Annotated in this window: 21 protein-coding genes and 2 tRNA genes; 14 read left to right on the top strand and 9 right to left on the bottom strand. The window is 68.4% G+C overall.

The genetic code is table 11. The features are described 5' to 3' along the window. The first annotated feature begins 302 nt into the window (after window positions 1-302). The gene (gene cmrA, locus FEK34_RS26350; protein ID WP_138452097.1) at window positions 303-1,106 is read left to right on the top strand and encodes a mycolate reductase; all 804 of its coding nucleotides are present in this window, start codon (window positions 303-305) and stop codon (window positions 1,104-1,106) included. A gap of 75 nt (window positions 1,107-1,181) precedes the next feature. Here the strand turns inward: cmrA and FEK34_RS26345 are convergent, their stop codons facing one another. The 4 genes from FEK34_RS26345 to FEK34_RS26330 all read right to left on the bottom strand — a co-directional run bounded on the left by FEK34_RS26345 (window position 1,182) and on the right by FEK34_RS26330 (window position 4,990). After that, window positions 1,182-2,147, bottom strand: coding sequence for a peptidase (locus tag FEK34_RS26345; RefSeq protein ID WP_138452254.1), 966 nt, complete (start codon window positions 2,145-2,147; stop codon window positions 1,182-1,184). 134 nt (window positions 2,148-2,281) lie between these two features. Further along, on the bottom strand, window positions 2,282-2,710 hold the full coding sequence (locus tag FEK34_RS26340) for a type II toxin-antitoxin system VapC family toxin (RefSeq protein ID WP_138452095.1): 429 nt from the start codon (window positions 2,708-2,710) through the stop codon (window positions 2,282-2,284). After that, entirely contained in the window at window positions 2,707-2,949 is a 243-nt protein-coding gene (locus FEK34_RS26335) for a ribbon-helix-helix protein, CopG family (RefSeq protein WP_138452093.1), read from the bottom strand. The genes FEK34_RS26340 and FEK34_RS26335 overlap by 4 nt, the downstream gene beginning before the upstream one ends. A 112-nt stretch (window positions 2,950-3,061) precedes the next feature. Continuing rightward, on the bottom strand, window positions 3,062-4,990 hold the full coding sequence (locus FEK34_RS26330) for a helicase HerA-like domain-containing protein (RefSeq protein ID WP_138452091.1): 1,929 nt from the start codon (window positions 4,988-4,990) through the stop codon (window positions 3,062-3,064). 264 nt (window positions 4,991-5,254) lie between these two features. On the opposite strand from FEK34_RS26330, the gene orn reads away from it, so the two are divergent. The 7 genes from orn to FEK34_RS26295 all read left to right on the top strand — a co-directional run bounded on the left by orn (window position 5,255) and on the right by FEK34_RS26295 (window position 13,521). After that, window positions 5,255-5,896 carry an oligoribonuclease gene (gene orn, locus FEK34_RS26325; protein ID WP_138452089.1) on the top strand — a complete coding sequence of 214 codons (642 nt, stop codon included), beginning with the start codon at window positions 5,255-5,257 and terminating at the stop codon, window positions 5,894-5,896. Window positions 5,897-5,951: 55 nt separating this feature from the next. Continuing rightward, a tRNA-His gene (locus tag FEK34_RS26320) sits at window positions 5,952-6,024 on the top strand. Window positions 6,025-6,091: 67 nt separating this feature from the next. Next, window positions 6,092-6,577, top strand: coding sequence for an Lrp/AsnC family transcriptional regulator (locus FEK34_RS26315; protein ID WP_138452087.1), 486 nt, complete (start codon window positions 6,092-6,094; stop codon window positions 6,575-6,577). Window positions 6,578-6,774: 197 nt separating this feature from the next. Next, on the top strand, window positions 6,775-10,248 hold the full coding sequence (locus tag FEK34_RS26310) for an indolepyruvate ferredoxin oxidoreductase family protein (protein ID WP_138452084.1): 3,474 nt from the start codon (window positions 6,775-6,777) through the stop codon (window positions 10,246-10,248). A gap of 167 nt (window positions 10,249-10,415) precedes the next feature. Then, the gene (locus FEK34_RS26305) at window positions 10,416-11,528 is read left to right on the top strand and encodes a Glu/Leu/Phe/Val family dehydrogenase (protein WP_138452252.1); all 1,113 of its coding nucleotides are present in this window, start codon (window positions 10,416-10,418) and stop codon (window positions 11,526-11,528) included. A gap of 34 nt (window positions 11,529-11,562) precedes the next feature. Continuing rightward, window positions 11,563-13,053: an amino acid permease gene (locus tag FEK34_RS26300; protein WP_138452082.1), complete on the top strand. Its 1,491-nt coding sequence runs from the start codon at window positions 11,563-11,565 to the stop codon at window positions 13,051-13,053. 183 nt (window positions 13,054-13,236) lie between these two features. Further along, window positions 13,237-13,521 carry a hypothetical protein gene (locus tag FEK34_RS26295; protein ID WP_138452080.1) on the top strand — a complete coding sequence of 95 codons (285 nt, stop codon included), beginning with the start codon at window positions 13,237-13,239 and terminating at the stop codon, window positions 13,519-13,521. A 68-nt stretch (window positions 13,522-13,589) separates the two neighbouring features. Here FEK34_RS26295 and FEK34_RS26290 read toward each other — a convergent pair whose 3' ends face one another. Beyond that, a complete protein-coding gene (locus FEK34_RS26290; RefSeq protein WP_138452078.1) occupies window positions 13,590-14,801 on the bottom strand; it encodes a L,D-transpeptidase in 1,212 nt (403 codons plus the stop codon). Between the two features lie 310 nt (window positions 14,802-15,111). Here FEK34_RS26290 and FEK34_RS26285 point away from each other — a divergent pair. The 3 genes from FEK34_RS26285 to FEK34_RS26275 all read left to right on the top strand — a co-directional run bounded on the left by FEK34_RS26285 (window position 15,112) and on the right by FEK34_RS26275 (window position 16,703). After that, a tRNA-Lys gene (locus tag FEK34_RS26285) sits at window positions 15,112-15,184 on the top strand. A gap of 545 nt (window positions 15,185-15,729) precedes the next feature. Beyond that, window positions 15,730-16,350, top strand: a complete 621-nt coding sequence (locus tag FEK34_RS26280; RefSeq protein ID WP_138452076.1) for a transglycosylase SLT domain-containing protein — start codon at window positions 15,730-15,732, stop codon at window positions 16,348-16,350. Between the two features lie 38 nt (window positions 16,351-16,388). Continuing rightward, window positions 16,389-16,703 (top strand): hypothetical protein, encoded by a 315-nt coding sequence (locus FEK34_RS26275; RefSeq protein ID WP_138452075.1) that lies wholly within the window; start codon window positions 16,389-16,391, stop codon window positions 16,701-16,703. A 107-nt stretch (window positions 16,704-16,810) separates the two neighbouring features. On the opposite strand, the gene FEK34_RS26270 is transcribed toward FEK34_RS26275, so the two are convergent. After that, complete coding sequence (locus tag FEK34_RS26270) at window positions 16,811-17,305, bottom strand: MarR family winged helix-turn-helix transcriptional regulator (protein WP_138452073.1); 495 nt, start codon at window positions 17,303-17,305, stop codon at window positions 16,811-16,813. Between the two features lie 54 nt (window positions 17,306-17,359). Next, window positions 17,360-19,480, bottom strand: a complete 2,121-nt coding sequence (locus FEK34_RS26265) for an acyltransferase family protein (RefSeq protein ID WP_138452071.1) — start codon at window positions 19,478-19,480, stop codon at window positions 17,360-17,362. A gap of 293 nt (window positions 19,481-19,773) precedes the next feature. Here FEK34_RS26265 and FEK34_RS26260 point away from each other — a divergent pair, with 293 nt between their 5' ends. Beyond that, window positions 19,774-20,073 (top strand): excalibur calcium-binding domain-containing protein, encoded by a 300-nt coding sequence (locus FEK34_RS26260; RefSeq protein WP_014349542.1) that lies wholly within the window; start codon window positions 19,774-19,776, stop codon window positions 20,071-20,073. Window positions 20,074-20,166: 93 nt separating this feature from the next. On the opposite strand, the gene FEK34_RS26255 is transcribed toward FEK34_RS26260, so the two are convergent. Continuing rightward, window positions 20,167-20,388 carry a DUF3618 domain-containing protein gene (locus tag FEK34_RS26255; protein ID WP_138452069.1) on the bottom strand — a complete coding sequence of 74 codons (222 nt, stop codon included), beginning with the start codon at window positions 20,386-20,388 and terminating at the stop codon, window positions 20,167-20,169. A 180-nt stretch (window positions 20,389-20,568) separates the two neighbouring features. On the opposite strand from FEK34_RS26255, the gene bcp reads away from it, so the two are divergent. Continuing rightward, a complete protein-coding gene (bcp, locus tag FEK34_RS26250; RefSeq protein ID WP_138452067.1) occupies window positions 20,569-21,039 on the top strand; it encodes a thioredoxin-dependent thiol peroxidase in 471 nt (156 codons plus the stop codon). Between the two features lie 18 nt (window positions 21,040-21,057). Here bcp and FEK34_RS26245 read toward each other — a convergent pair whose 3' ends face one another. Next, window positions 21,058-21,789 carry a TetR/AcrR family transcriptional regulator gene (locus tag FEK34_RS26245; protein ID WP_138452065.1) on the bottom strand — a complete coding sequence of 244 codons (732 nt, stop codon included), beginning with the start codon at window positions 21,787-21,789 and terminating at the stop codon, window positions 21,058-21,060. Window positions 21,790-21,915: 126 nt separating this feature from the next. Here FEK34_RS26245 and FEK34_RS26240 point away from each other — a divergent pair, with 126 nt between their 5' ends. Beyond that, window positions 21,916-22,893, top strand: a complete 978-nt coding sequence (locus FEK34_RS26240; RefSeq protein ID WP_138452063.1) for an ATP-binding cassette domain-containing protein — start codon at window positions 21,916-21,918, stop codon at window positions 22,891-22,893. Window positions 22,894-22,903: the final 10 nt, after the last annotated feature.

The raw sequence follows: 22,903 nt of genomic DNA, 5'->3' as shown, positions 1-22,903 counted from the left end.
ACACACCTGCGCTGCGGCCGGTCGAATGTTCGCCCACCTCCGAGCGACAACGCGGCTCGAGCCCTGGCGCGCTTCCTCTGGCGAGCCACCTGCTGCCGGTCGCCGAGCGACAAACGCGGCGCGCCCCGGGCCGCCGCTGCACCCCGGAGAGCACCACCTGCCGCCCACCTCTGAGCGACAATCATGTGAGTTGTCGCTCAGAGGTGGGCGAAACATATGCCGGCGCCCGGCGGTGCGCGGTGGTGATCGGTGGCGATCCGGCCAGCGGCACACGGCGGATCGGAGTCGCTTACGCTCATGGCGTGAGCTTGCCTTCCCCCACTGCCGATAACCGTGCCGTCGTCACCGGAGCGTCGTCCGGGATCGGGACCGCGCTGGCCGCCGAGCTGGCCATGCGCGGGTACTCGCTGATCCTGGTGGCCCGGCGCGGGGACGTCCTCGAGGAGCTGGCGCAGCGGCTGACCCTCGCGCACGGCATCACCGCCGAGGTGCGCGCGGTCGATCTGGCCGACCGGGAGCAGCGGGCGCCGCTGGTGGAGGAGCTGTCGGCGCGCGATATCGCGATTCTGTGCAACAACGCGGGCATCGCGACCTTCGGCCCGGTCGCCGAACTCGATCCCGCCTACGAACGCGACCAGCTCGAACTCAACGCCGTCGCCGTGCACGACCTCAGCCTGGCGGTGCTGCCGGGCATGATCGAACGCCGCGCGGGCGGCATCCTCATCAGCGGCTCGGCGGCGGGCAATATGCCCATCCCGAACAACGCCACCTACGCCGCGAGCAAGGCCTTCGCCAATACCTTCTCCGAATCGCTGCGCGGGGAGCTGAAGGGCACCGGCGTGCACGTCACCCTGCTGGCCCCCGGCCCGGTCCGCACCGAGACGCCCGATCCGGCCGAAGCGTCCATCGTCGACCGCATGGTCCCCGATTTCATGTGGGTCTCCTCCGAGTACACCGCCAAGGTCTCCATCGACGCCCTGGCCCGCAATAAGATGCGCATCGTGCCCGGCCTGATCTCGAAGGGAATGAGCGTGGCCGGGCAGTACGGGCCGCGCGCGGTCACCGCGCCGGTGGCGGGGGCGTTCTATAAGAAGCTCGGTGGCTGACTCAGCGCAGCCCGACCGGGTCGGGCGACCGCGGAGTCGTCGGCCAATTCGTTGGAGCGCTCCGGTAGGCCTGCGTCACCGCGCTGGGAACAGGCCGAGCACCTGCTCCATCACTTCCCTGGTCACCTCGTAGCTCGCGGCGGACACCTCGACGACCGGCACGCGCGGGCCGAATACCGTGCTGCCGGGCGGTAATTCGGGACCGACCACGGCGGTCAGGATGGGGATGCGGCTGTCGTAGAGCGAGGCCCATCGGTGCACCGGGCGCTCGCCGAACTGCTCGATAGTGCTGTTCGCCGCGATATGCGCCGGGTCGCGGTACTCGTAGCTCACGGTGACGGTCTCGTTGCGATAGCCGAACAGGCACTGGGTGAGCCGCCGCTGGTCGGTGTCGGTGGTGCCGGCCAGCTTCGCGCGCACCGCGCACGGGTCGGCGCCGAGCAGCACCGTCGGCACGGTATCGGGCGAGGTGCCCTGCGGCGGCGATTGCCGCCAGCGCTCGATCATGCCCGGCAGCAGCCGGTCGGCGACCGCGCACGGGTCCTGCCCCGGTGTGGTGGCACCGAGATAGAACGCGGCGCCGGCCGGGAAGCGCGCGGTGGCGCCGCAGGAACCGGCCGGTCCGTCCTTGCGGTCGGGCACCAGCAGCACGCTCACATCGCCGAGTTGTTTGCTGATGCCCTGGCCCGGGGTCAGCTCGGGCAACAGGGTGGCATGCCAGGTCAGGGTGCTGTCCGCGCCCTGGGCGCGGAGGTTCGCCCGGCACGAATCGAGACCCACCGTGACGCTGTCGACGCCGCCGAGATCGTCGAGGACCTCCCGCGGAATCAGCGAGCACACGTCGATCTGCCTGGTCGCCTGCGCGACGGTGGCGTGCTGCTGCGGGGTGGCGGCCGGGGTCGACCAGAACTGCGGCGGCGGCGCGGGGATCACCGGCGCGGGCATGGGCTTCGGCGTGGCGGATGGCGCCTCGTTCGCGTCGTCACCGCAACCGGCGACAGGAATGAGCACCACGGCGGCGAGCGCGAGCGCGCGAATCATCCTCACGTCGGTCCTCCCGAATCGGTGCCGGGCTGTCGAGTCTGCCGCACGAGCAATCGCCGTGCAAATAGGCCGAACGGCCCGGCGGGACGTCAACGGGAGGTCAGGATCGGGTTCGGGGGCGGGAAGCGCGGTCACCGCTGGAGCGGGTTGATCCATTCCACTTCGGGAAACCGGGCGAAATCGGTGTCGAATGAGCAGATCGCCACACCATGCTCGATCGCCAGCGCGGCCAGGTGAGCATCCGGCACGAGATTGCCTGTGGCGTAATGGTCATCGATGAGCCGCCCGAGAACTCGGCGGTGCCGGTCCGTGGGCAACGGGACCCATGCCATGTCGTGGTCCAGCCATTCGTCCACGAATTGCCATGCCTCGCGGCCGGTCATCGGCGCGGCGAAGATTTTGGGATGCGTGGAGATACGGACGAAACCGACCAGGCTGTGCCATGGAAGCCCGACCCGGACATCGCCGTTCATCGCGTCCTGGAGCCAAGCGTGCGCTACCTCATGGTGCGGGCTGCTTTCGTCCACGGCATACAGCAGTACGTTGACGTCGACGATCATGCGCGTCCGGGATACGGCTCGTCGATCAGATCCAGGACCTCCGAGTTCCGGGATAGATCCACCCGCGCTCCCAAGTCGCGGGTCCGCTGACGGAACGGGCGACGTTGCGTTGCCGACTGGTTGTGCATCCCTGCTCGCGCGAGTTCGTTGATCGCCTCACCCAGCCCGATGCCACGTTCCCGTCGTAGTCGCTCCGCAGCGGCGACGACGTCGCTGTCCAGCCGGATCGTCGTTCGCATGGCCACCATCCTACATCACTGATTCAAGCGGTGTGAATCAGTGATGCGCGTTGAGCGCACAGCCCGAGTCCACCGCAGAGGACGACACTGCTCGTCGGGCTCGGAGGGCGATTCAGCGGCGCTTGCGGGTCCCGAAGAGGGTGCGGGTGATCTCGCGGCCGGCGACCGTGGCGGCCGAGCGCAGGAAACTCTTCACCGCGGGGTTCTTCATGATGCGTTCGGCGGCCGAGTCCTCCTCGGCGCTCGGCGACCGGCCGGGCACGGGTTGTGGCTCGGCCTCGGGCTCGGCCGCCGCGACGTTGGCGGCGAGCATCTCGTAGGCCGATTCCCGGTCGACGGTCTGCCCGTATTTGCCGTGCAGTGCGCTGGCCAGGGCGCGGGATTTGATGGCGTCGGCGCCGATGGTGTCCATCAGCGAACGCGGCGGCTGAATCCTGGTCCAGGCCACCGGCGTCGGAGCGCCGCGCTCGGAGAGCACCGTCACGATCGCCTCGCCGATGCCGAGGGAGGTGAGGGCCTGCTCCAGATCGTAGGTGTCGGTCTTCGGGTAGGTGCGCACCGTCTTCGACAGTGCCTTCTGATCGTCGGGGGTGAAGGCGCGCAACGCGTGCTGGATCCGCGCGCCCAATTGCGAGAGCACCGCGTTCGGGATGTCGGTGGGCAGCTGGGTGCAGAAGAAGACGCCGACGCCCTTGGAGCGGATCAGCTTGACGGTCTGCTCCACCTGGTCGAGGAAGGCCTTCGATGCGTCGGCGAACAGCAGGTGGGCCTCGTCGAAGATGAAGACGAGCTCGGGTTTGTCCACGTCGCCGACCTCGGGCAGGGTCTGGAACAGATCGGCCAGCACCCACATCAGGAAGGTGGAGAACATCGCGGGCCGCGCCGCCTGCGCGCCGAGTTCGAACAGTGTGATCACGCCCTGCCCGCCCTCGGTGCGCAGCAGATCGGCCGGATCGAGTTCGGGTTCACCGAAGAAGGTGTCGCCGCCGTCGGCCTCCAGGTTCACCAGCGACCGCAGGATCACCCCGGCCGTCGACGCCGAAACCCCGCCGATGCCTTGCAGATCCGCCTTACCTTCCGGACTGGTGAGGTGCTGGATCACCGCGCGCAGATCCTTCAGGTCGAGCAGGCCGAGGCCCTGCTTGTCGGCCCAGTGGAAGATCAGCCCGAGCGTGGACTCCTGGGTTTCGTTGAGCCCGAGCACCTTGCTGAGCAGGATCGGACCGAACGAGGTGATGGTCGCGCGGATCGGCACGCCGAGACCACCGGTGCCGAGGGAGACGAACTCGGTCGGGAACCCGGTGGGCGCCCAGTCGGTGGCGGCGGTCTCCACCGCCCGCTGGGCCAGCTTCTCGTTCTGCTCCCCCGGCCGCGACAGCCCGGACAGATCGCCCTTCACATCGGCGAGCACCACCGGAACTCCGGCGCGGGAGAGCTGTTCGGCGATGCCCTGCAACGTTTTCGTCTTGCCGGTACCGGTGGCGCCGGCGACCAGACCGTGCCGGTTCATCGTCCGCAATGGAATCCGTACCCGCGCAGTGCGATCGACCGTGCCGTCGACGACCACGGTGCCCAGTTCCAGCGCGGCGCCCTCGACCGCGTATCCGGCCGCGATCTCCTGCGCGGCAGATGAGCCACCACCCTCGGGCGCGTCGTCGTCGGAGCCACTGTCCGCTCCGCCGGACTCAGTTGCCGGTCCGACCGGACCACCCGACGCACCAGCGGCACCGCCGGCACTCGCCGCCACATCACTCGACGCGGTTGTGCCACGCGCAGACTCGGCTGCCCCACCGGAGCCGGCCGCAGCGCCACCCACCGCATCCGTTGCCCCACCGGAACCTGCTGCCGCCCCTCCCGACCCGCTCGAGCCCGCGCCGGACTCTGCCGCCGTCGCACCGGATGCGGCAGGAGCCCCACCGGACTCGGCAGTCGCCGCTTCGGCTTCGGCGGCTTCCGCAGCGGCCGCGGCCTCCGCCGCGATGCGCGCGGCTTCCTCGGCTGCTTTGCGGGCGGCCGCGGCCTTCTCCTGTGGGCTGGTCATCGCAGGTCCTCCTGTGTCGAGCCGACACCCGCCACCGGAGGGCCGGCACAGTGACGACCGCTGCTCCGAGAGCTCCGAGAGGGCGGGTATTTCGCCTGCGGTTTTCCCGCAGCATCGAACGCCTAACCGGACTACCGAGCGGCACATCGGCACGGGCGAGCCTGGTCGATGTGCTTGGCCAACAGCGTATCGCCGGATCGGGCGCGCACAGGTGAAGTGAGGTAATCGGACACGCCCGGTGCCGCGCTGACTAGGGTATGGCGAGTGTCCGACAAATTAGTGGTGTGGATGGATTGCGAGATGACCGGGCTGCGCCTGGACAGCGACAAGCTGATCGAGGTGGCCGCACTCGTGACCGACAGCGACCTCAATATTCTCGGCGACGGCGTCGACATCGTCATCCACGCCGATGACGAGGCACTGGCCGCGATGCCGGCCGTGGTCGCCGACATGCACGCCCGCTCGGGTCTCACCGACGAGGTCCGCCGTTCCACGGTGACCTTGGAAGAGGCCGAGCAGCAGGTGCTCGATTACATCCGCCAGTTCGCGCCCACCCCCGGGACGGTGCCGCTGGCAGGCAATTCGATCGCCACCGACCGCGCGTTCATCGCCCGCGATATGCCCGCCCTCGACAGCCATCTGCACTACCGGATGATCGACGTCAGCTCGATCAAGGAGCTGTGCCGCCGCTGGTATCCGCGGATCTACTTCGGCCAGCCGGAGAAGGGCCTGACCCACCGCGCGCTGGCCGATATCAAGGAATCCATCCGGGAGCTGGAGTACTACCGGCGCACCGCGTTCGTGCCCGCACCGGGCCCGTCGACCGCGGAGATCGCCGCGGTGGCCGCGGAGGTCATGGGCGAGCCGGAGAAACCGCAGGTCAGCGACTCGCCGGTAACCGATTAGCTCCGAAGGGGGTTGACGCGCTACTATCGACCGCGCCGGTGTCGCACCGGCGATGGTGAGTGTAGTTCAGTTGGTAGAGCACCAGGTTGTGATCCTGGCTGTCGCGGGTTCGAGTCCCGTCACTCACCCAAGGGAGTTCGGGCCCGGGAGATCTTTCTCCCGGGCCCGAACTTTTTCACCGTGCGAGAATGCGTCATGACCATCAAGATCGACGCTCTCGACGCCGCGCTGCTGGCCGAGCTGGCCGCCGATCCGCGCGCCCCGATTCTCGAACTCGCCCAGCGCCTCGGCATCGCCCGCAACACCGTCCAGGCCAGGATGAAGCGGCTCGAATCCTCCGGCGCGGTGCGCGGATACCCGCCCGACGTGGACTTACAAGCCGTCGGCTTCGCCGTGCACGCCTTCCTCGGCATCGAACTCGATCAGAACAAGATGGACGCCATCGTCGAAGCGTTGCGCACCTTCCCGCACGTGCTCGAGGTACACGCGACGACCGGGCGGGCCGATCTGCTCGTGCGCATCGCGGCCCGCACCCAGCAGGACCTGCTCGAGATCATCCAGCGGGTGCACGCCATCCCCGGCGTCAAACACACCGAGACGATGCTCGCGCTGGCCACCCCGATCCAATATCGCTGCCTGCCGATCGTCGAGCATCTGACGAACTCCCCGCCCGCGCCGTGATGTGACCCAGCTCTCTCCGGCTCGAGCAAACTGACGCACCGCTCGAAGTGTTCCAGATCACTTTTGAGCAGATTGATCAACCTTTCGGCCGACTGTTGACACAGATCACCCATCCACGGCACATTTCGCTGCACCGAACGCAAGTCCCTTCGTTTGCAGCTCACGATCTGGGTTGTGGAAAGAGTGGTGAGGTGTCCATGACGACCGTTGCCTGTCCGACCTGTGTGCCCCAGGCCGAGCCGACCGCGCCGTACGACCTCGCCGACCGCTACCGCTCCGGAGCGGGCCCGGTCCTGCTCACCGGCGTTCAGGCCATCGCACGGCTACTCGTCGAGCAGCACGTGCGCGATATCCGGGCAGGGCGCCGGGTCGCGACGTTCGTCTCCGGATATCAGGGCAGCCCGCTGGGCGGGGTGGACAAGATGCTGTTCGGCATGCCGGAGGTGCTCGCCGAACACGACATCACCTTCGTGCCCGGTCTCAACGAAGAGCTGGCCGCCACCTCGGTGTGGGGCAGCCAGGCGGATCTGCCCGCGGGCCGCGCGACCCATGACGGCGTCGTCGGGGTCTGGTACGGCAAGGGACCGGGTGTGGACCGCGCCACCGACGCCATCCGGCACGCCAACATGTACGGGGTCAATCCGCGCGGCGGTGTGCTGCTGCTGGTCGGCGACGATCCGGCCTCGAAATCCTCGACGGTGCCCGCGGTGAGCGAGCGGTCGCTGGCCGCGCTCGGCGTGCCGGTGCTGTTCCCGCGCAATGCCGAGGAGATCATCACCATGGGCATGCAGGGCGTGGCGCTCTCGCGGGCCTCCGGGTGCGTGGTGGCGATGAAGATCGTGGCCGACGTCGCCGACGGCGCCTGGACGGTGGACGCCTCGGTGGCCGACCGGCCGATCGTGGTGCCCGAACTACAGTGGGAGGGCAAGCCTTTCACCTACCGGCAGCGCCCGATGGCGGCCCCGACCGACAGTGTGCTCGCCGAGGCCGATCTGTACGGCCCGCGCTGGGCGATGGTGCGCGCGTACGGCGCGGCCAACGATCTCGACGTCATCGAGGTCGATCCGGCGCAGGCCAGGATCGGGATCGCCGCCACCGGCACCACCTTCGACGCGGTCCGCCAGGCGCTGGTGGATCTCGGCGTCGACGAGGCCGCCATGCATCGCGCCGGTATCCGGCTGCTGCGGATCGGGATATCCTACCCGGTCGGTGCGGGCACGGTCACCGAATTCGCCCGCGGCCTGGAACAACTGGTGGTGGTCGAGGACAAGACGGCGTTCATCGAAACGCAGATCCGGGAGATCCTCTACGGCACCGCCGATGCGCCACGCATCCTCGGCAAGCAGGATGAGCGCGGTGCCCGGCTGATGCCGGTGGACGGTGAACTCACCGCGGGCCGACTGCTGGCACCGCTGCGCCGGGTGTTGCGCGACCGCGTCGAGCTGAAAAGGACCGCACCGCCGCCGCTTTCGCTGGAGGTGCTCTCCGCCAAGCGGACGCCGTACTTCTGTAGCGGCTGCCCGCACAACCGCTCCACCGCGTTGCCCGAGGGCTCGATCGGTGGCGGCGGCATCGGCTGCCACACCCTGGTCACCATGTCCGGGCGCAGCGACAGCGCTGTCACCGGACTGACCCAGATGGGTGGCGAGGGCAGCCAGTGGATCGGCCAGGCGCCGTTCACCGATGTGCCGCACCTGTTCCAGAACATCGGTGACGGCACCTTCTTCCACTCCGGGCAGCTGGCCGTGCAGGCGTGCGTGGCGGCCGGGGTGAACATCACCTACAAGCTGCTCTACAACGAGGTCGTCGCGATGACCGGCGCCCAGGATGTCGAGGGCATCCTGACCGTCGCGCAGCTGACCCACAAGCTCACCGTCGAGGGCGTCAAGAAGATCATCATCTGCGCCGACGAACCCCGGCGGCACAAGAAGAAGGACCTGGCCAAGGGCACGCTGCTGTGGCATCGCGACCGGCTCGACGAGGCGCAGAAGCTGCTGCGCGAGATCAAGGGCGTCACGGTGCTGATCTATGACCAGCACTGCGCGGCCGATGCCCGCAGGCAGCGCAAACGCGGCGCCCTGCCGGTGCGCAACACCCGCGTGGTGATCAACGAGGCGGTCTGCGAGGGCTGCGGTGACTGCGGCACCAAGTCCAACTGCCTGTCGGTGCAGCCGGTGGAGACCGAGTTCGGCCGCAAGACCCGCATCGATCAGACCTCCTGCAATACCGACTACAGCTGCCTCGACGGCGACTGCCCGTCGTTCGTGACCGTCGAGCTCACACCGGCGAAGAAGAGCCGCAAGCCGCGGAAGGCCGCCGAACCGCCCGCCGCACCCGATCCGGGGCTCGGTACGCCCGTAGGCACCCAGAACGTGCTCATCGCCGGTATCGGCGGCACCGGCATCGTCACCGTGAACCAGGTGCTCGCGACCGCGGCCCTGCGCGCGGGCTACGAGGTGGAAAGCCTCGATCAGATCGGCCTGAGCCAGAAGGCCGGCCCGGTGGTCTCGCATCTGCGGTTCTCCGCGACCGCGCTGGAGCCGTCCAACCGGCTCACCCCCGGCAGCGCCGACTGCATCATGGCCATCGACCTGCTCACCGCCACCGACCCCCGCTACCTCCAGTACGGCGATCCGGGCAGCACGGTGGCGGTCGCGTCGACCAGCCAGACCCCGACCGGCGACATGGTCTACGACAAGTCGGTCAGCTACCCCGACACCGGGCTGCTGCTGGACCGGCTCACCGCGGTGTCGAGTTCGCTGCGGCATTTCGACGCGCTCGCCGCCGCGCAGACGCTGTTCGGGAACACGGCCGCGGCCAACTTCCTGATCGTCGGCGCGGCCGTGCAGAGCGGTGGACTGCGGTTGCCGGCCGCGGCCATCGAGGAGGCCATCGGGATCAACGGAGTCGCGGTGGACAGCAATATCGCCGCCTTCCGGTGGGGACGCGCCGCCATCGCCGATCCGGCGGCGTTCGCCGCGGCTGTCGATGAGGGGCAGCCGCGGCGCACCCCGCCGCCGGTGCCTGCGGATCTGCTGGCGCACACCGGTTTCGAGGGTGAGGTGCGGCAGCTGGTGGAGCGGCGCGCGGCCGAACTGGTCGGCTATCAGAACGCCAGGGTGGCTCGGCGTTACGTCGAGACCGTGCAGCACGTCTGGGAAGCCGAGCGCTCGGTCACCGACCGCACCGATTTCAGCGCGGCCGTCGCGCGCGGGCTGTACAAGTTCACCGCCTACAAGGACGAGTACGAAGTGGCCCGGCTGCTGGTGGATCCGGCGTTCCTGGCCGAGGTGCAGGCGCAGGTGCCAGGTGGCGAGAAACTCACCTACAAACTGCATCCGCCGGTGCTGCGTGCCATGGGACGGCGCAAGAAGATCGGGTTCGGGCCGAAATCGCATGGGGTGCTGAAGGTTCTGGCCAAGGGCAAGGTGTTGCGCGGCACCAGACTCGATCCGTTCGGCTACGCCCACGTCCGCAAGGTCGAGCGTGAACTGCTCGCCCACTACACCGGCATGGTGTGCGGCCTGGCCGACGGGCTGACCAGCGAGTCCTATGACATCGCGACGAAGGCCGCCGAGCTGCCCGATGTCGTGCGCGGCTACGAGGACGTGAAGCTCGGCAACGTCGAGCTGTACTGGGCCGGACTGCGCGAACTCGGCATCGAGCACTGATCCGAGCACCGCACACAACGGCGAAACCCGAACGGCCCCTGCGTATGGCCGCGGCCACGGTGCGCCGCGGCACGACGACCCGCCTGCCGCACAACACAGCGACAACAGAAATCCGCTGCACACCCGCGGCGAACAACCCCAGCCGCAGCGGCACCCGCCCACCAGGCATGCCCGCTCGGCGCCCAGGAAAGGAATCGACAGTGACAGTTCTGCACACCGAGGCAGGAGTCTTCGGCCGCTCGCACGAGCTCAGCGCCCGGCGCCACGAGCAGGTGGTGTTCTGCGAGGACGACAAGACGGGCCTGAAGGCGATCATCGCGATCCATTCGACCACGCTCGGGCCCGCGCTCGGCGGCACCCGCTTCTACCCGTACGCCGACGAATCCGCGGCGTTGCAGGACGTGCTGCGACTGTCGTGGGGCATGACCTACAAGGCGGCGGCCGCCGGTGTGCATCTGGGCGGCGGCAAGGCCGTCATCATCGGCGATCCGTCCACCGACAAGAGCGAGGCGCTGCTGGCGGCTTACGCGCGGTTCGTCGACACCCTGGGCGGGCGCTACATCACCGCGGGCGATGTCGGGACGAACACCGACGATCTCGACGTCATCGGCAAGCACACCCGGCACGTCACCGGTCGTAGCGTCGCCGCGGGCGGCTCCGGCGACAGCGCCAGGCTGACCGCGCTCGGCGTCTTCCATTCGATGCGGGCCGGCGCCGAATCGGTCTGGGGCGCACCGACACTCGCCGGCCGCACGGTCGGCGTCGAGGGCGCGGGCAAGGTCGGGCGCGAACTCATCGCGCTGCTGCTCGCCGACGGCGCCGAGGTATGCGTGGCGGATGTGAACGAGGCGGCCATGCAACGGGTGGCCGAACAGCACCCCGCGGTGCGGTTGCTCGGCGCGGTATCGACCGCGCCCGTCGACGTCTACGCACCCTGCGCCCTCGGCGCCACCCTGACCGGCACCAGCGCCGCCGAGATCGAGGCCAAGCTCATCTGCGGCGCCGCCAACAACCAGCTGGCCGATCCCGGCGTGGAAAGGCTGCTCGCCGAGCGCGGCATCACCTGGGTGCCCGACTTCGTGGCCAATGCCGGCGGACTCATTCAGGTGGCGGGCGAGCTGCGGGCCGCCGCACCCGCCGAGGTCGAATTCGAGGTGGCGGGCATCTTCGACCGCTGCCGCGACATCATCGCCGCCGCGAAAGCCGAGGGCATCGGCACCGGCGAGGCCGCCAACCGGTTCGCCGAACGCCGCCTCGACGCCATCCCGCGGTCGCTCTGACGGCGCCGGCGGAGTTTCAGAGAGGAGACCTGCAATGGCGATCGCGAGCGGAATATTCCGCACCAAATCGGTGGAACAGTCGATCCGGGATACCGATGAACCGGAGTCGAAACTGCGCAAGGACCTGACGGCCAAGGACCTCACCATCTTCGGTGTGGCGGTCGTCATCGGGGCGGGCATCTTCACCCTCACCGCACGCACGGCGGGCACGGTGGCCGGGCCCTCGGTCTCGCTCGCGTTCGTCTTCGCGGCGATCGCGTGCGGGCTGACGGCGCTGTGCTACGCCGAATTCGCCTCGACGGTGCCGGTGGCCGGCAGCGCCTACACCTACGCGTACGCGACCTTCGGCGAGGTCATCGCGTGGATCATCGGCTGGGACCTGATCCTGGAATTCGCGCTGGCGGTGTCGGTGGTGGCGAAAGGCTGGTCGCAGTACCTGGGCGAGGTACTCGGCTCGAACGCGCCGATCATCCAGATCGGATCGGTGAACTTCGACTGGGGCGCGGTGGTGATCATCGCGATCGTCGGCGTGCTGCTGGCCACCGGGACGAAACTGTCGTCGCGGGTCTCGGCCATCGCGGTCGCGATCAAACTCGGTGTGATCGCCCTGGTGCTGGTGGTGGGCGCCACCTACTTCAAACCGTCCAACCTGACGCCCTACGTCCCGCCGTCGGAGCCCTCCGAGAAGGCCGAGGGCGTGCGCCAGTCGCTGTTCGCCTTCCTCACCGGCTCCGGCGGCACCAGCTACGGCTGGTACGGGCTGCTGGCCGCGGCCAGCCTGGTGTTCTTCGCCTTCATCGGCTTCGACGTCGTCGCCACCACCGCCGAGGAGACCCGCAACCCGCAGCGCGATGTGCCGCGCGGCATCTTCGGCTCGCTGGCCATCGTGACCGTGCTCTACGTCGCGGTGTCACTGGTGCTGACCGGCATGGTCTCCTACACCCAGCTCGCCGACGGGAACGCCACTCTGGCAACGGCTTTCGCCCTCAACGGCGCCACCTGGGTGAAGAACATCATCGCCATCGGCGCGCTCGCCGGACTCTCGACGGTCGTCATGGTGATGTATCTGGGCCAGACCCGGGTGCTGTTCGCCATGTCGCGCGACGGACTGCTCCCCCGCGGCCTCGCCCAGACCGGCAGCAAGGGCACGCCGGTGCGGCTGACCGTCATCGTCGGCGTGGTCTGCGCGCTGCTGGCCGGGTTCGTCGACTTCGGCACACTGGAGGAGATGGTCAATATCGGCACCCTCGTCGCGTTCGTGCTGGTGTCGGTCGGCGTGCTGATCCTGCGGCGCACCCGCCCGGATCTGCCGCGCGGTTTCCGGGTGCCGTTCGTGCCGGTGCTGCCGATCCTGGCCGCGCTCGCCTGCCTGTGGCTGATGCTGAATCTGTCCATCGAGACCTGGCTGCGGTTCGTGATCTGGATGGCCCTCGGCACGGTCGTCTACTTCGCCTACAGCCGCTCCCATTCGATGCTGCGGAAACAATCCGCGCAGGAAGAGAAGGCCCTGACACCCGTGTCGTAGCCAGCAGTCGCAGGCCCCCGGTTCGCCCGCGAGCCGGGGGCCGTGGCATGCGCCGACCTGCCGATGTCATGTGTGAAACGATCGTGATCCGAATGTGTGGTGCATCTGGCGTACCGGTCCGTAGACTGCGCTGAGGGCGGCCACCGTGGCCCGCCCGTTCGACGAGAAAGACAACATCTCCTGATGCGTTCCGCGGTAATCGCAGCCTTCATCGGCGCCACCCTCGTCACCGGATCCGCCGGAACCGCCGCGGCGGCGGTCGGGTTGCCGGACATGCCCGACTCCGGTTCGGCCAGCAGCGGCTCGGCCGGCGGCCTGGCCACCACCGGATCCTCGGGCACCGGCTCGGCCGGGCTGCCCAACCTCGACCGGCTGCTGCTCGGCGGTGAGAAACTGCTGTGCGCGGCCACCGGCAGCGCCGCCGCCATGGCGGGCACCGCCCACCTCGGCTGCGGCATGCTGCCCTGACCGCACCCTGAAACGAAGCGAGCGGGCGCCGGATTCACCGGCGCCCGCTCGTGCGTTTTGCGGTCGGCTCAGCCGACGTCGGCGTTGCCCGCCTTCCACTCCGACCACGGGATATTCCAGTCACCGAGACCGTCCACCCCCGACAGCGTGCCGCCGACGGTGTTCTTGACGATGGTGATGTCACCGCGCTTGGCGTTCTCGAACACCCAGCGAGCGTTCTCCGGGCTCAGATTCAGGCAGCCGTGACTGGTGTTGGAATAGCCCTGCTGCCCCACCGACCACGGCGCCGAATGGAAGAAGATGCCGCTGTAGGAGATCCGGGTCGCGAAATCGACCGGGGTGCGATACCCGTCGGGCGAGTTCACCGACACACCGTAGGTCGAGGAGTCCATGATGATCTCGCGGTGCTTGTCGGCCACGATGTAGATGCCGTTGTCGGTGGGCGTGCTGTCCTTACCCATCGACGTCGGCATGGTGCGGATCACCTCGCCGTTCCTCGTGACCGTCACCTGCTTGGTGGCGTCGTCGGCGGTGAAGATCACCGCGTCACCGATGGTGAAATACGAGTGGATGTCGTCGGCGCCGTACAGGCCGTCGCCGAGGTCCTTGCCGTAGACGTTGACGTCGATGGTGACCTTGGTGCCCGGCGCCCAGAAATGCTCCGGCCGCCAACGGACTTCGCGATTGTTCACCCAGTAGAAGGCACCCTCCACCGCGGGCTCGGTGGTGATCTTGATGGCCTCCTGGGCGGCCTTGCGGTTCGGGATGTTCTCGTCGAACTGGATCGCCACCGGCTGGCCGATACCGACGACCTCGCCCTCACCGGGGATGAGATAGGGCTTGGTCTTGTTGTCGGGCGAGGTGGTGGTGAAGCTCATCGTGCTGGTGGTCGCGCCACCCAGCCCGACCGCCTCCGCGACGAGTTTGTAGGTGCGCCCGTAGCCGAGCGGTTCGGTGGTCGCCCACGAGCGTCCGTCGGCGGCGAGCGTGCCGCTGACCGGCTCCTGCTCGGGCGTGAGCAACGACACATTGGTGAACTTGCCGTCCTCGACCTGGAACGTCATCGGCGCGGCAGGCGACACACCCACATCGCCATCCTTGACCGGCGCCAGTAGTTTCGGCTTGATCAGTTCGGTGATGGGGTTGCGATCGATGGGGACCGACGCGTCCGTCGCCTGCGACGACGAGCACGACGGCAATGCCAACGCCACGACCGCGAGCAGGACCAGCGGTCCTGCGAGTTTCCACGTCGACCGATGTCGACCTCGACCAATGCGCATCTCAACCCCGTTTCAAGTCCCGGTGCAACAGCCCGCACCGACGGCTTCGGATCCCACCGACTACCCACCGAGCTCAACCCACCGCGCCGGGCGGGACCGGTCGAGACCACGTTCTGCCATTCTGCCAGCCCGGCAGACCGTTCCCAACGTGATGACCGGCTCGTCGCGGCGAGTCTCCCCGGTTAGATCCCCCTCCAACCTCGCGCCGTTACGGGCGACGCGACGAAGGCCACACCCGCGCGCGGGGTATCGATTTCACTTTCTGCGCCATGGCCTGTTAATGTCTGTCCCGCACCGGAACACGGAGCACGCGCCATTAGCTCAATTGGCAGAGCAGCTGACTCTTAATCAGCGGGTTCGGGGTTCGAGTCCCTGATGGCGCACAGTAGCAAGAAAGGCCCCGGCGACACACGACGCCGGGGCCTTTCTCGTTTCCGGGAAAGTGTCCGCGCTCACGCGCGAATACACCGGAAAGGTCACGGGAATGTCACTTTCCCGGCCGAAAAACAGACCAGAAGTTGAAAACTTCTGTGAACTGAAGCACAAGAGGTTTATTCGCAAACCCCCTGCATAGCTCAGGGATCACGGCAGTTCACTCGAGGGTTTCAAGGTCAACATCGCCTCCGATTAGCGATTCGTTCACCTTCCGTTAACCTTCCGTGACCATTCTGCAATCAGGTCGAAGCAAGGGCCGACGCTCCACCCGAGTGGAGTTCCGCGCGACGCGGCGGGCCGGACGAGATTCCGGGAACCGCATGAGATCCACGCGTCGGTGATCGGGAACCGCTGAGTGTTCCCGTCACACAACACAACCCCACAACAGCACACAGCCCTGTTCCGGCGTGCGCGCAACGAGCCGCCGCCGTGGATCCGTGCCGCCCAGTGGCCGCCGGATCGAAACCTACACCGATCAAGGAACCGATTTCGCATGCCTGACCGACGCATTTCCACCATTCGCCGCCGCTCGCTGCGCGAGGGCTTCGCCGTCGCCGCCGCCGCGGCCGGAATCGTCGCCGTCGCCGCATCCTCCGCGGTCTCGGTGGCCGACGACAGCGTTCCGGAGCGCATCGCGATGGTCTCCGAGCAGCAGCCCGCGCAGGCTGAGCCGGTCGCCGACAAGCCGGCCGACCAGCCGGTCGCCGAGGCCATCCCCGCTCCGGCGCCCGCCCCTGCCCCGGCCCCCGCGCCGGAGCCGATCCCCGCGCCTGCCCCCGCCCCGCCGGTCTACCCGGACAACCTCGACGGCTGGATCCGCCAGGCGCTCGACATCATGGCGGCCAAGGGCATCCCCGGCTCCTACGACGGCATCATGCGCAACATCATGCGTGAATCCACCGGCAACCCCGAGGCGATCAACCTGTGGGACTCCAACGCCGCCGCCGGCATCCCGTCCAAGGGCCTGCTCCAGGTGATCGACCCCACCTTCGCCGCCTACCACGTCGAAGGCACCCCGTTCGACATCTGGAACCCGGTGTCCAACATCGTGGCGGCCTGCAACTACGCGGCGCACCGCTACGGCTCGATGGACAACGTCAACAGCGCGTACTGACCCGGATCCGGCGTCACCGGCCCGTCGTACACTGCGCCATGGCCGATTACGCCCACTCCGACGCAGCGGCCAGGAGCCGCGCCGAGAAGGCGCGGCGCCTGGCCGGTTTCATCTGGGACCGCGGTATCACCGGCACCGAACTACTGGCGATGCCCGCCGCGCTCCGGCGCAAACTGGCCAGGGCCGCGCGGACCAATCCGCCCAGCACCGGCGAGACCTGGGAATCGGTGGCCCGGTTGCTCGATGAGAAGGACGCGTGGGCCGAGCGTCATCCCGACCATCCGGCCGCCGTGCGGGCGCATCTCGACGAGAAGCTGTTGTGGGTCAAACCGCCGATCACGCCCTGGTCGTGATGGCGCTTCCGCCGCAGCCCCGAGGTGCCGCCGGGCGAACTCCTGACCGAAGCAGGCCGTCCGGCTGAGTATCCGCTCGGCTACGCCTCGATCATCATCTGGGGCGATCAGACGGCTTCGTCGGCTCCATCCGGCGCCACCCAGCGGTCGGTGCTCCCGCGCTCGGATCGCTCCACGACGCGCGCCGACAACGTCCGCAGCGCCCGCGCCTCCGCATCGGTGATCCCGTCGATGAACATCTCCCGCACCAGCCCCACATGATGCGGCGCGGCCTTCTCGAGCACCGCACGCCCCTGCGGCGTCAACCGGATCAGCACGCCGCGGGCATCCCCGGCCACCGGCTCACGCTCGACCAGACCACGCGCGGCCATGCGCGCCAGGTGCTTGGACAGCCTGCTCTTCTCCCAGCACACCCGCGCCGCCAGCTCCTTGGCGCGCAGGCAGCCGTCCGGTGCCTCCGAGAGCGGGACCAGCAGCTCGTAGTCGGGCATCGACAGCCCGTCGGCCGCCAATCCCGCGGTGATCGCCGCGTCCATCCGCTGACGCAGCAGGATGTAGGCCTGCCAGGTAGCCTGTTCCTCGTCGCTCAGCCATCGCACCACCCCACGATGCTAGCCACCGATGGTTGACGTAGACACCAACCGCGGCCGCGGCGTTCACCACCAGCCGGTGGTCGCCCCGATCTGGCGTTCCAGCTCCGGGGCGATGGTGCGGACGTAGCTGGCCGTCATGTGGTGCTCGTCGTGATAGACGAGCACGTTCCCGATCACGACCCGGCACACCTGCGGGCCGCAGACGGCGTCGCTGAGATCGAGCAGATGGACGTTGGGGAACGCCGCGGCGGGCTCGACGGCCGGGTTCACCGGCGAGAGCGCCTCGCTGCGCGCGATGCCGCAGCTCTCCGCGTCACCGCCGGCGGCGAGGCAGTCGACGGCGCGGTACCGGGTGCCTTTCTCATTGCGCAGCCATGGAGTGTCCCGGATGGCCAGCACGTTCAGTTGGAGCTCGGCCATCGCCGACCACACCTCCACGAACTCCTCAGGCGTGCGGTCGCCGCCGATCGGCCACTGCGGTTCGGTCGCGGTGGTGAACACCCAATCGGGGCGTTCGGTGCCGAGTCGATCGATCACCGCGCGCGACCAGTCACGGCAGTCCGGGATATCGAGACCGCGATACTTGGCGTCCTCGCGGATATTGAGCGGGCAGCCCATCTTGAGCAGCACGACCACTTTCACCCCGTGCGCGTGACCGAGCGCGTCCAGCGCGGGCAGCCAGTGTTCGGCATGGGAGTTGCCGACGACGGCCATGGTGCGCGAACCGTTCGGGTCGCCGTAGGTGCAGGTGGTGATCTCGGTGGTGAACCAGTCGGAGATACAGCCGTCGATGGTAGACGCGGGCACATCACCCGGCGCCTCGAGCACGGAGGGCCGCACCCGGGCCGGCGGCACCGTGGCACCGGCCAGCAGCGCCTCCGCACCCGGGTACACCGCCGGGTCGAGCGCGCCGATGGGGCGCGCCGGGTTGGTGATCAGCACGCCCTGCCAGAACCCCGAGACGCCGAGCACCAGCGCGGCGACGACGCTGACCGCGACCGCAGCACCGCGGCGCAACCAGGCCGGCGAGGTGATCGCAGCGCCCGAGCGCAGCCGCAGCGGTTCCTCGATCAACCGGTTCGTCACCACCGCGAGCACCAGCGAGACACCGATGATCATCAGCCCGGCGGTCACCGTGACCTCGGTGGTGTCGGCGCGGATCAAGTAGTAGATGAGCAGCGGCCAATGCCACAGATACAGCGCGTAGGCGACGGCTCCGAGCTCGACCATCGGGCGGGTGGCCAGCAGCCGCGACACCGCAGGCTTCCAGCCCGACTCGGTCCGCACACCCGCGAGGATCAAGGCGACCGCCGCGCCCACCGGGAACAGCGCCGCGGGCCCGGGGAACTGGCGGGCACCGTCGAAGAGGATTCCGCAGGTCAGCACCGCCAGCAGACCCGCGGCCGCGAGCAGCGACAATCCCACCTTCGCCCACAACCGTTCCGGCACCCGCAGAAACGGCACGATCACCGCGAGCAGGGCGCCGACCAGCAGCTCCCAAGCCCGGGCGCCGCTGTCGTAGTAGATCCACTCCTGATACGTCGTCGAACGCAGCGCAGCGTAGATGAACGAGGCGATACCGAGCACCACCGCCAGCGCACCCACCGCGGGCCTGATCGCCTCGCGGCGCCCGGCGCGACGGCATGCCCACGCCACCGCGGCCAGCAGCAGTGTGATGGCGATATAGAACTGCCCCTGCACCGCCATCGACCACAGATGTTGCAGCGGGCTCACCGAGGGATCGGCCGCCAGATAGTCGGCGGCGGCATTGGCCAGGTACCAGTTCTGGTAATACAGCGCCGAGGCCACCGTCTGGCCCGACATATCCGCCCACTGGGTGTAGGGATGCTCGGCCACCGTCATCACCACGACCAGCGCCAGCACCACGAACAATGCGGGCAACAGGCGGCGGGCGGTCCGGCGGAAGGTCTGCCACAGGCCGATCCCGCCGTCACCTTCGGCGCGCCGCAGCAGCATGCCGGTGAAGAAGAAGCCCGACAGCACCAGGAAGACATCGACGCCGCCGGAGACCTTGCCGAACCAGACATGGAAGGCGACCACCAGGGCGATCGCCACCCCGCGCAGGCCGTCCAGATCCAGGCGGTAGTCGGCCGGTTTCGCGGCCTCCGTCACCGAATCGGCGGCCGCCGTAGCGACCGCCGAGCCCTCGCTGATCCGCACCAACTGCTCTCTCCCGGTTTAGCTCACTCGCCCGCACACCGGGCGCGCGATGATCGCGCGCGGCGGTAGGCATACAACGGACACAAGCTGAATCCCTACCACAACCGGCCGTTTCACCGGAATTCACCGAACACCACCGTGCGCGTGTCCCGCCCCTGGTCGGTGCCCCGGATCCCCCGGTCGGCACCGGCATATGAGAGTCATCCGGTTGACAAGTGCGTGGGTCGTCACAACAGTGGATGCGGCGTTCGGACTCTCCGGCGCCAATTCCACCGCAGCAGAACATAGAGGAATACATGAACGTTCGCCGGCTCACCGTCAGCGTCGCCGCCGCGGGACTGACCCTCCTCGCGGCCCCCACCGCGCTGGCCGTCCCCGCTCCCTCCGGTTCCGCAGGCACCGGTTCGTCCGCCGTCGACACCGGTTCGGCGGCCACCGGCTCGGCCGGAACCTCGCAGACCGGCTCGGCCGGTGGCGCCTTCGCCAACTGCGAGGACGTCAAGGCCGCGGGCCGGGCGCCGATCTTCCGTGGCGAACCCGGTTTCGGCCCGCACCTGGATCCGGATGGTGACGGATTCGCGTGCCCGACGGTCTGACACTCTCCACACAGACGAACACCCGGTACGGCTACTGCCGACCGGGTGTTCGTCTGTTCGCGGGCCCCGCGCTCAGCGGAACTGCCGCAGCGCTCAGCGGAAGATCTTGACCAGCAGCAGTCCGGCCAGCAGCACCCCGGCACCGATGAGGGTGTACTTCACCTTGGGCTCGTTGACCTTGGCCACCACCAGCTGCTTGGTGTCGTCGGCGATCCGCTGCGGATCGGCCCGCACCGCGATCTCGTCCAGCGTGCTGGCCAGTCGCGTCCGCGCGGCCTCGATCTCCTGCTCGATCCGCTCGGTATCCCTTGCCACTTGGCGCCTCCTGTAGACAATCGCCGCGCCTGCGCGCGGAAACGGTGCTGTGTCGTGCGTCGCCGCGCGATGCGCGACAGGGTTCACGGGCCCACGGCCGGCTGTGGAGCGCGGCCGGTCCAGGGCTCGCCGACGAGTGTATCCGCGCTCGCTGTCGGCGCCTTCGGTTACGGTTCGGTGATGACCGACAACCGTCTCTCCCCTGGCGATCCCGCCCCGGATTTCACCCTGCCCGACGCCGACGGCAAGGACGTCTCCCTCGCCGATTACCGCGGCCGCAAGGTGATCGTGTACTTCTACCCGGCCGCGAGCACCCCCGGCTGCACCAAGCAGGCCTGCGATTTCCGCGACAACCTGAGCGAGCTGTCCGGCGCGGGCATCGACGTCATCGGCATCTCCCCCGACAAACCGGCCAAGCTGGCCAAGTTCCGCGACAACGAGGGCTTGAACTTCCCGCTGCTGTCGGATCCGGAGCGCAGCGTGCTCACCGCGTGGGGCGCCTTCGGCGAGAAGATGATGTACGGCAAGAAGGTCACCGGCGTCATCCGCTCGACGTTCCTCGTCGACGAGGAAGGCAAGATCGAGGTCGCTCAGTACAACGTGCGCGCCACCGGTCATGTGGCCAAGCTGCGCCGCGACCTGTCGGTGTGAGGTGAGCTGTCGGTGTGATCAGCTGCCGTAGGCGTTGAGGAAGCATTCGTAGCCGTCGAGCAGCCGCTCCATGCCGAACTCGAAATCGCCTTGCTCCCAATCGATGTCGTCGTCGTCGAAGGCGCGGTTGCTCAGCGCGGACAGCAGCGCCGGGAACTGCTGCGGATCGAGTAGCTGCCGCAGCGGTTCGGTGAAGTCGGCCTCGGACTCGAGGCTCGGGGCGATATCGCGGGCCGCGCGGCGGCGCCCGATCACATACAGCGACAGGTTCATCACGAGCTGGAGCTTGACCGCGTCGGGCACCGGCACCTCGCGCAAGGTGCCGAGTCCGGCCTCGAGCCAGGCCATATTGTTCGGGCCGAGCGGCGGTGAGCCGCCGAACGAAATGTCCAGCGCCCAGGGGTGCCTGCCCAGAACCTCGTATTCGCTGCGCGCCCACTGCGCCAGGCCGGCGCGCCAGGAGGTGCCGGGCTCGATCTCCGGCGGCAGCCCGATGACGTGATCGAGCATCATCTCCATCAGCGTCGCCTTGCTGTCGACATAGCGGTACAGCGACATCGCCGTGAACCCGAGTTCGCGGGCGACGCGGTTCATCGACAGCGCCGCGAACCCCTCGGCGTCACCGATCGCGATGGCGGCCTCGATGATCTGCTCGAGGGTGAGCCCGCGTTTGGGGCCGCGACCGCCCGGCTGTTCGAGCCCCCACATCAGCGCTACCGCCTTCGGTAGCTCGCCGGTACCGGACGTCATCGTCTGCCATCCTCCTTCGCTCGCGTCGACTCTATCCGTGTCCGCGGCCGCCTTCCCTTGCGCCCATAAACTGTTTACTCTATAAACACAGTATAGGTTATAAACAGTTTTGGATCGGAGATCCTCATGAGTTCCTCTCGCCCACCCGCGCTCACCCTCGCCCACTTGGGCAAGTCATTCGGCGAGCGCGTGGTGCTCGACGGCATCGACCTGAACATCGCTGCCGGAACAGTTTTCTCGCTGCTCGGACCCAACGGTGCGGGCAAGACGACGATGGTGCGCATCCTCGCCACACTGAGCACGCCGGACCAGGGCCGGGCCCTGGTGTTCGGCCACGACGTCGTCGACGAGCCCGCGATCGTGCGCAGGCTGATCGGCGTCACCGGCCAGTACTCGGCCGTGGACGAGGTGCTGACCGGGGTGGAGAACCTGCACCTCACCGGCAAACTGCTGCACCTGGGCCGCGCCGAAACACGCCGCCGCACCGCCGAATTGCTCGAGCGGTTCGATCTGACCGAGGCCGCGAGCCGCCGGGCGGGCACCTACTCCGGCGGTATGCGCCGCCGCCTCGATCTGGCCATGAGCCTGATGAGCGAGCCGCGGATGCTGTTCCTCGACGAACCGACCACCGGCCTGGATCCGCGCAGTCGACGCGACTTGTGGCAAGTGATCCAACAACTCGCCGCCGACGGCACCACGGTCTTCCTGACCACGCAATATCTGGAGGAGGCCAATCAGCTCGCCGACCGCGTCGCCGTGCTCGACGGCGGCAAACTGGTCGCCGACGGCACTCCCGAGGAACTCAAACAGCTGGCCCCCGGCGGACATATCCGGCTGCGTTTCGCCGACCGCGACCAGCTCAGCGCCGCCGTCCACGCCCTCGATGACCGGGTGGTCGCCGCGGGCAACCACGCACTGGCCGACGTCGACCAGCTGACCCTGCAGGTTCCCTCCGACGGCAACGCCGGCGATGTGAAGCGGCTGCTGTACCGCTTCGACGAACTCGACATCACCGTCGATCAGCTGACGGTGCACCTGCCGGATCTCGACGACGTCTTCTTCGCCTTGACCGGCCATCCCACCCGTGTCGACACCGCCGCCTGACAGCGCGTAC

This window comes from Nocardia cyriacigeorgica (assembly GCF_005863245.1).
Taxonomy (GTDB): domain Bacteria; phylum Actinomycetota; class Actinomycetes; order Mycobacteriales; family Mycobacteriaceae; genus Nocardia; species Nocardia cyriacigeorgica_C.
The sequence above is the reverse complement of the archived record's forward strand: the minus strand, read 5'-3'. Positions and strand labels throughout refer to the sequence as shown.

Bases quoted from the DNA above. Each gene is read 5' to 3' on its own strand.
- FEK34_RS26345 (WP_138452254.1), bottom strand. From the start codon at position 2,147: ATGATTCGCGCGCTCGCGCTCGCCGCCGTGGTGCTCATTCCTGTCGCC.
- FEK34_RS26340 (WP_138452095.1), bottom strand. From the start codon at position 2,710: ATGATCGTCGACGTCAACGTACTGCTGTATGCCGTGGACGAAAGCAGC.
- FEK34_RS26335 (WP_138452093.1), bottom strand. From the start codon at position 2,949: ATGCGAACGACGATCCGGCTGGACAGCGACGTCGTCGCCGCTGCGGAG.
- FEK34_RS26330 (WP_138452091.1), bottom strand. From the start codon at position 4,990: ATGACCAGCCCACAGGAGAAGGCCGCGGCCGCCCGCAAAGCAGCCGAG.
- FEK34_RS26315 (WP_138452087.1), top strand. From the start codon at position 6,092: ATGACCATCAAGATCGACGCTCTCGACGCCGCGCTGCTGGCCGAGCTG.
- FEK34_RS26310 (WP_138452084.1), top strand. From the start codon at position 6,775: ATGACGACCGTTGCCTGTCCGACCTGTGTGCCCCAGGCCGAGCCGACC.
- FEK34_RS26305 (WP_138452252.1), top strand. From the start codon at position 10,416: ATGCCCGCTCGGCGCCCAGGAAAGGAATCGACAGTGACAGTTCTGCAC.
- FEK34_RS26300 (WP_138452082.1), top strand. From the start codon at position 11,563: ATGGCGATCGCGAGCGGAATATTCCGCACCAAATCGGTGGAACAGTCG.
- FEK34_RS26295 (WP_138452080.1), top strand. From the start codon at position 13,237: ATGCGTTCCGCGGTAATCGCAGCCTTCATCGGCGCCACCCTCGTCACC.
- FEK34_RS26290 (WP_138452078.1), bottom strand. From the start codon at position 14,801: ATGCGCATTGGTCGAGGTCGACATCGGTCGACGTGGAAACTCGCAGGA.
- FEK34_RS26280 (WP_138452076.1), top strand. From the start codon at position 15,730: ATGCCTGACCGACGCATTTCCACCATTCGCCGCCGCTCGCTGCGCGAG.
- FEK34_RS26275 (WP_138452075.1), top strand. From the start codon at position 16,389: ATGGCCGATTACGCCCACTCCGACGCAGCGGCCAGGAGCCGCGCCGAG.
- FEK34_RS26260 (WP_014349542.1), top strand. From the start codon at position 19,774: ATGAACGTTCGCCGGCTCACCGTCAGCGTCGCCGCCGCGGGACTGACC.
- bcp (WP_138452067.1), top strand. From the start codon at position 20,569: ATGACCGACAACCGTCTCTCCCCTGGCGATCCCGCCCCGGATTTCACC.
- FEK34_RS26245 (WP_138452065.1), bottom strand. From the start codon at position 21,789: ATGACGTCCGGTACCGGCGAGCTACCGAAGGCGGTAGCGCTGATGTGG.
- FEK34_RS26240 (WP_138452063.1), top strand. From the start codon at position 21,916: ATGAGTTCCTCTCGCCCACCCGCGCTCACCCTCGCCCACTTGGGCAAG.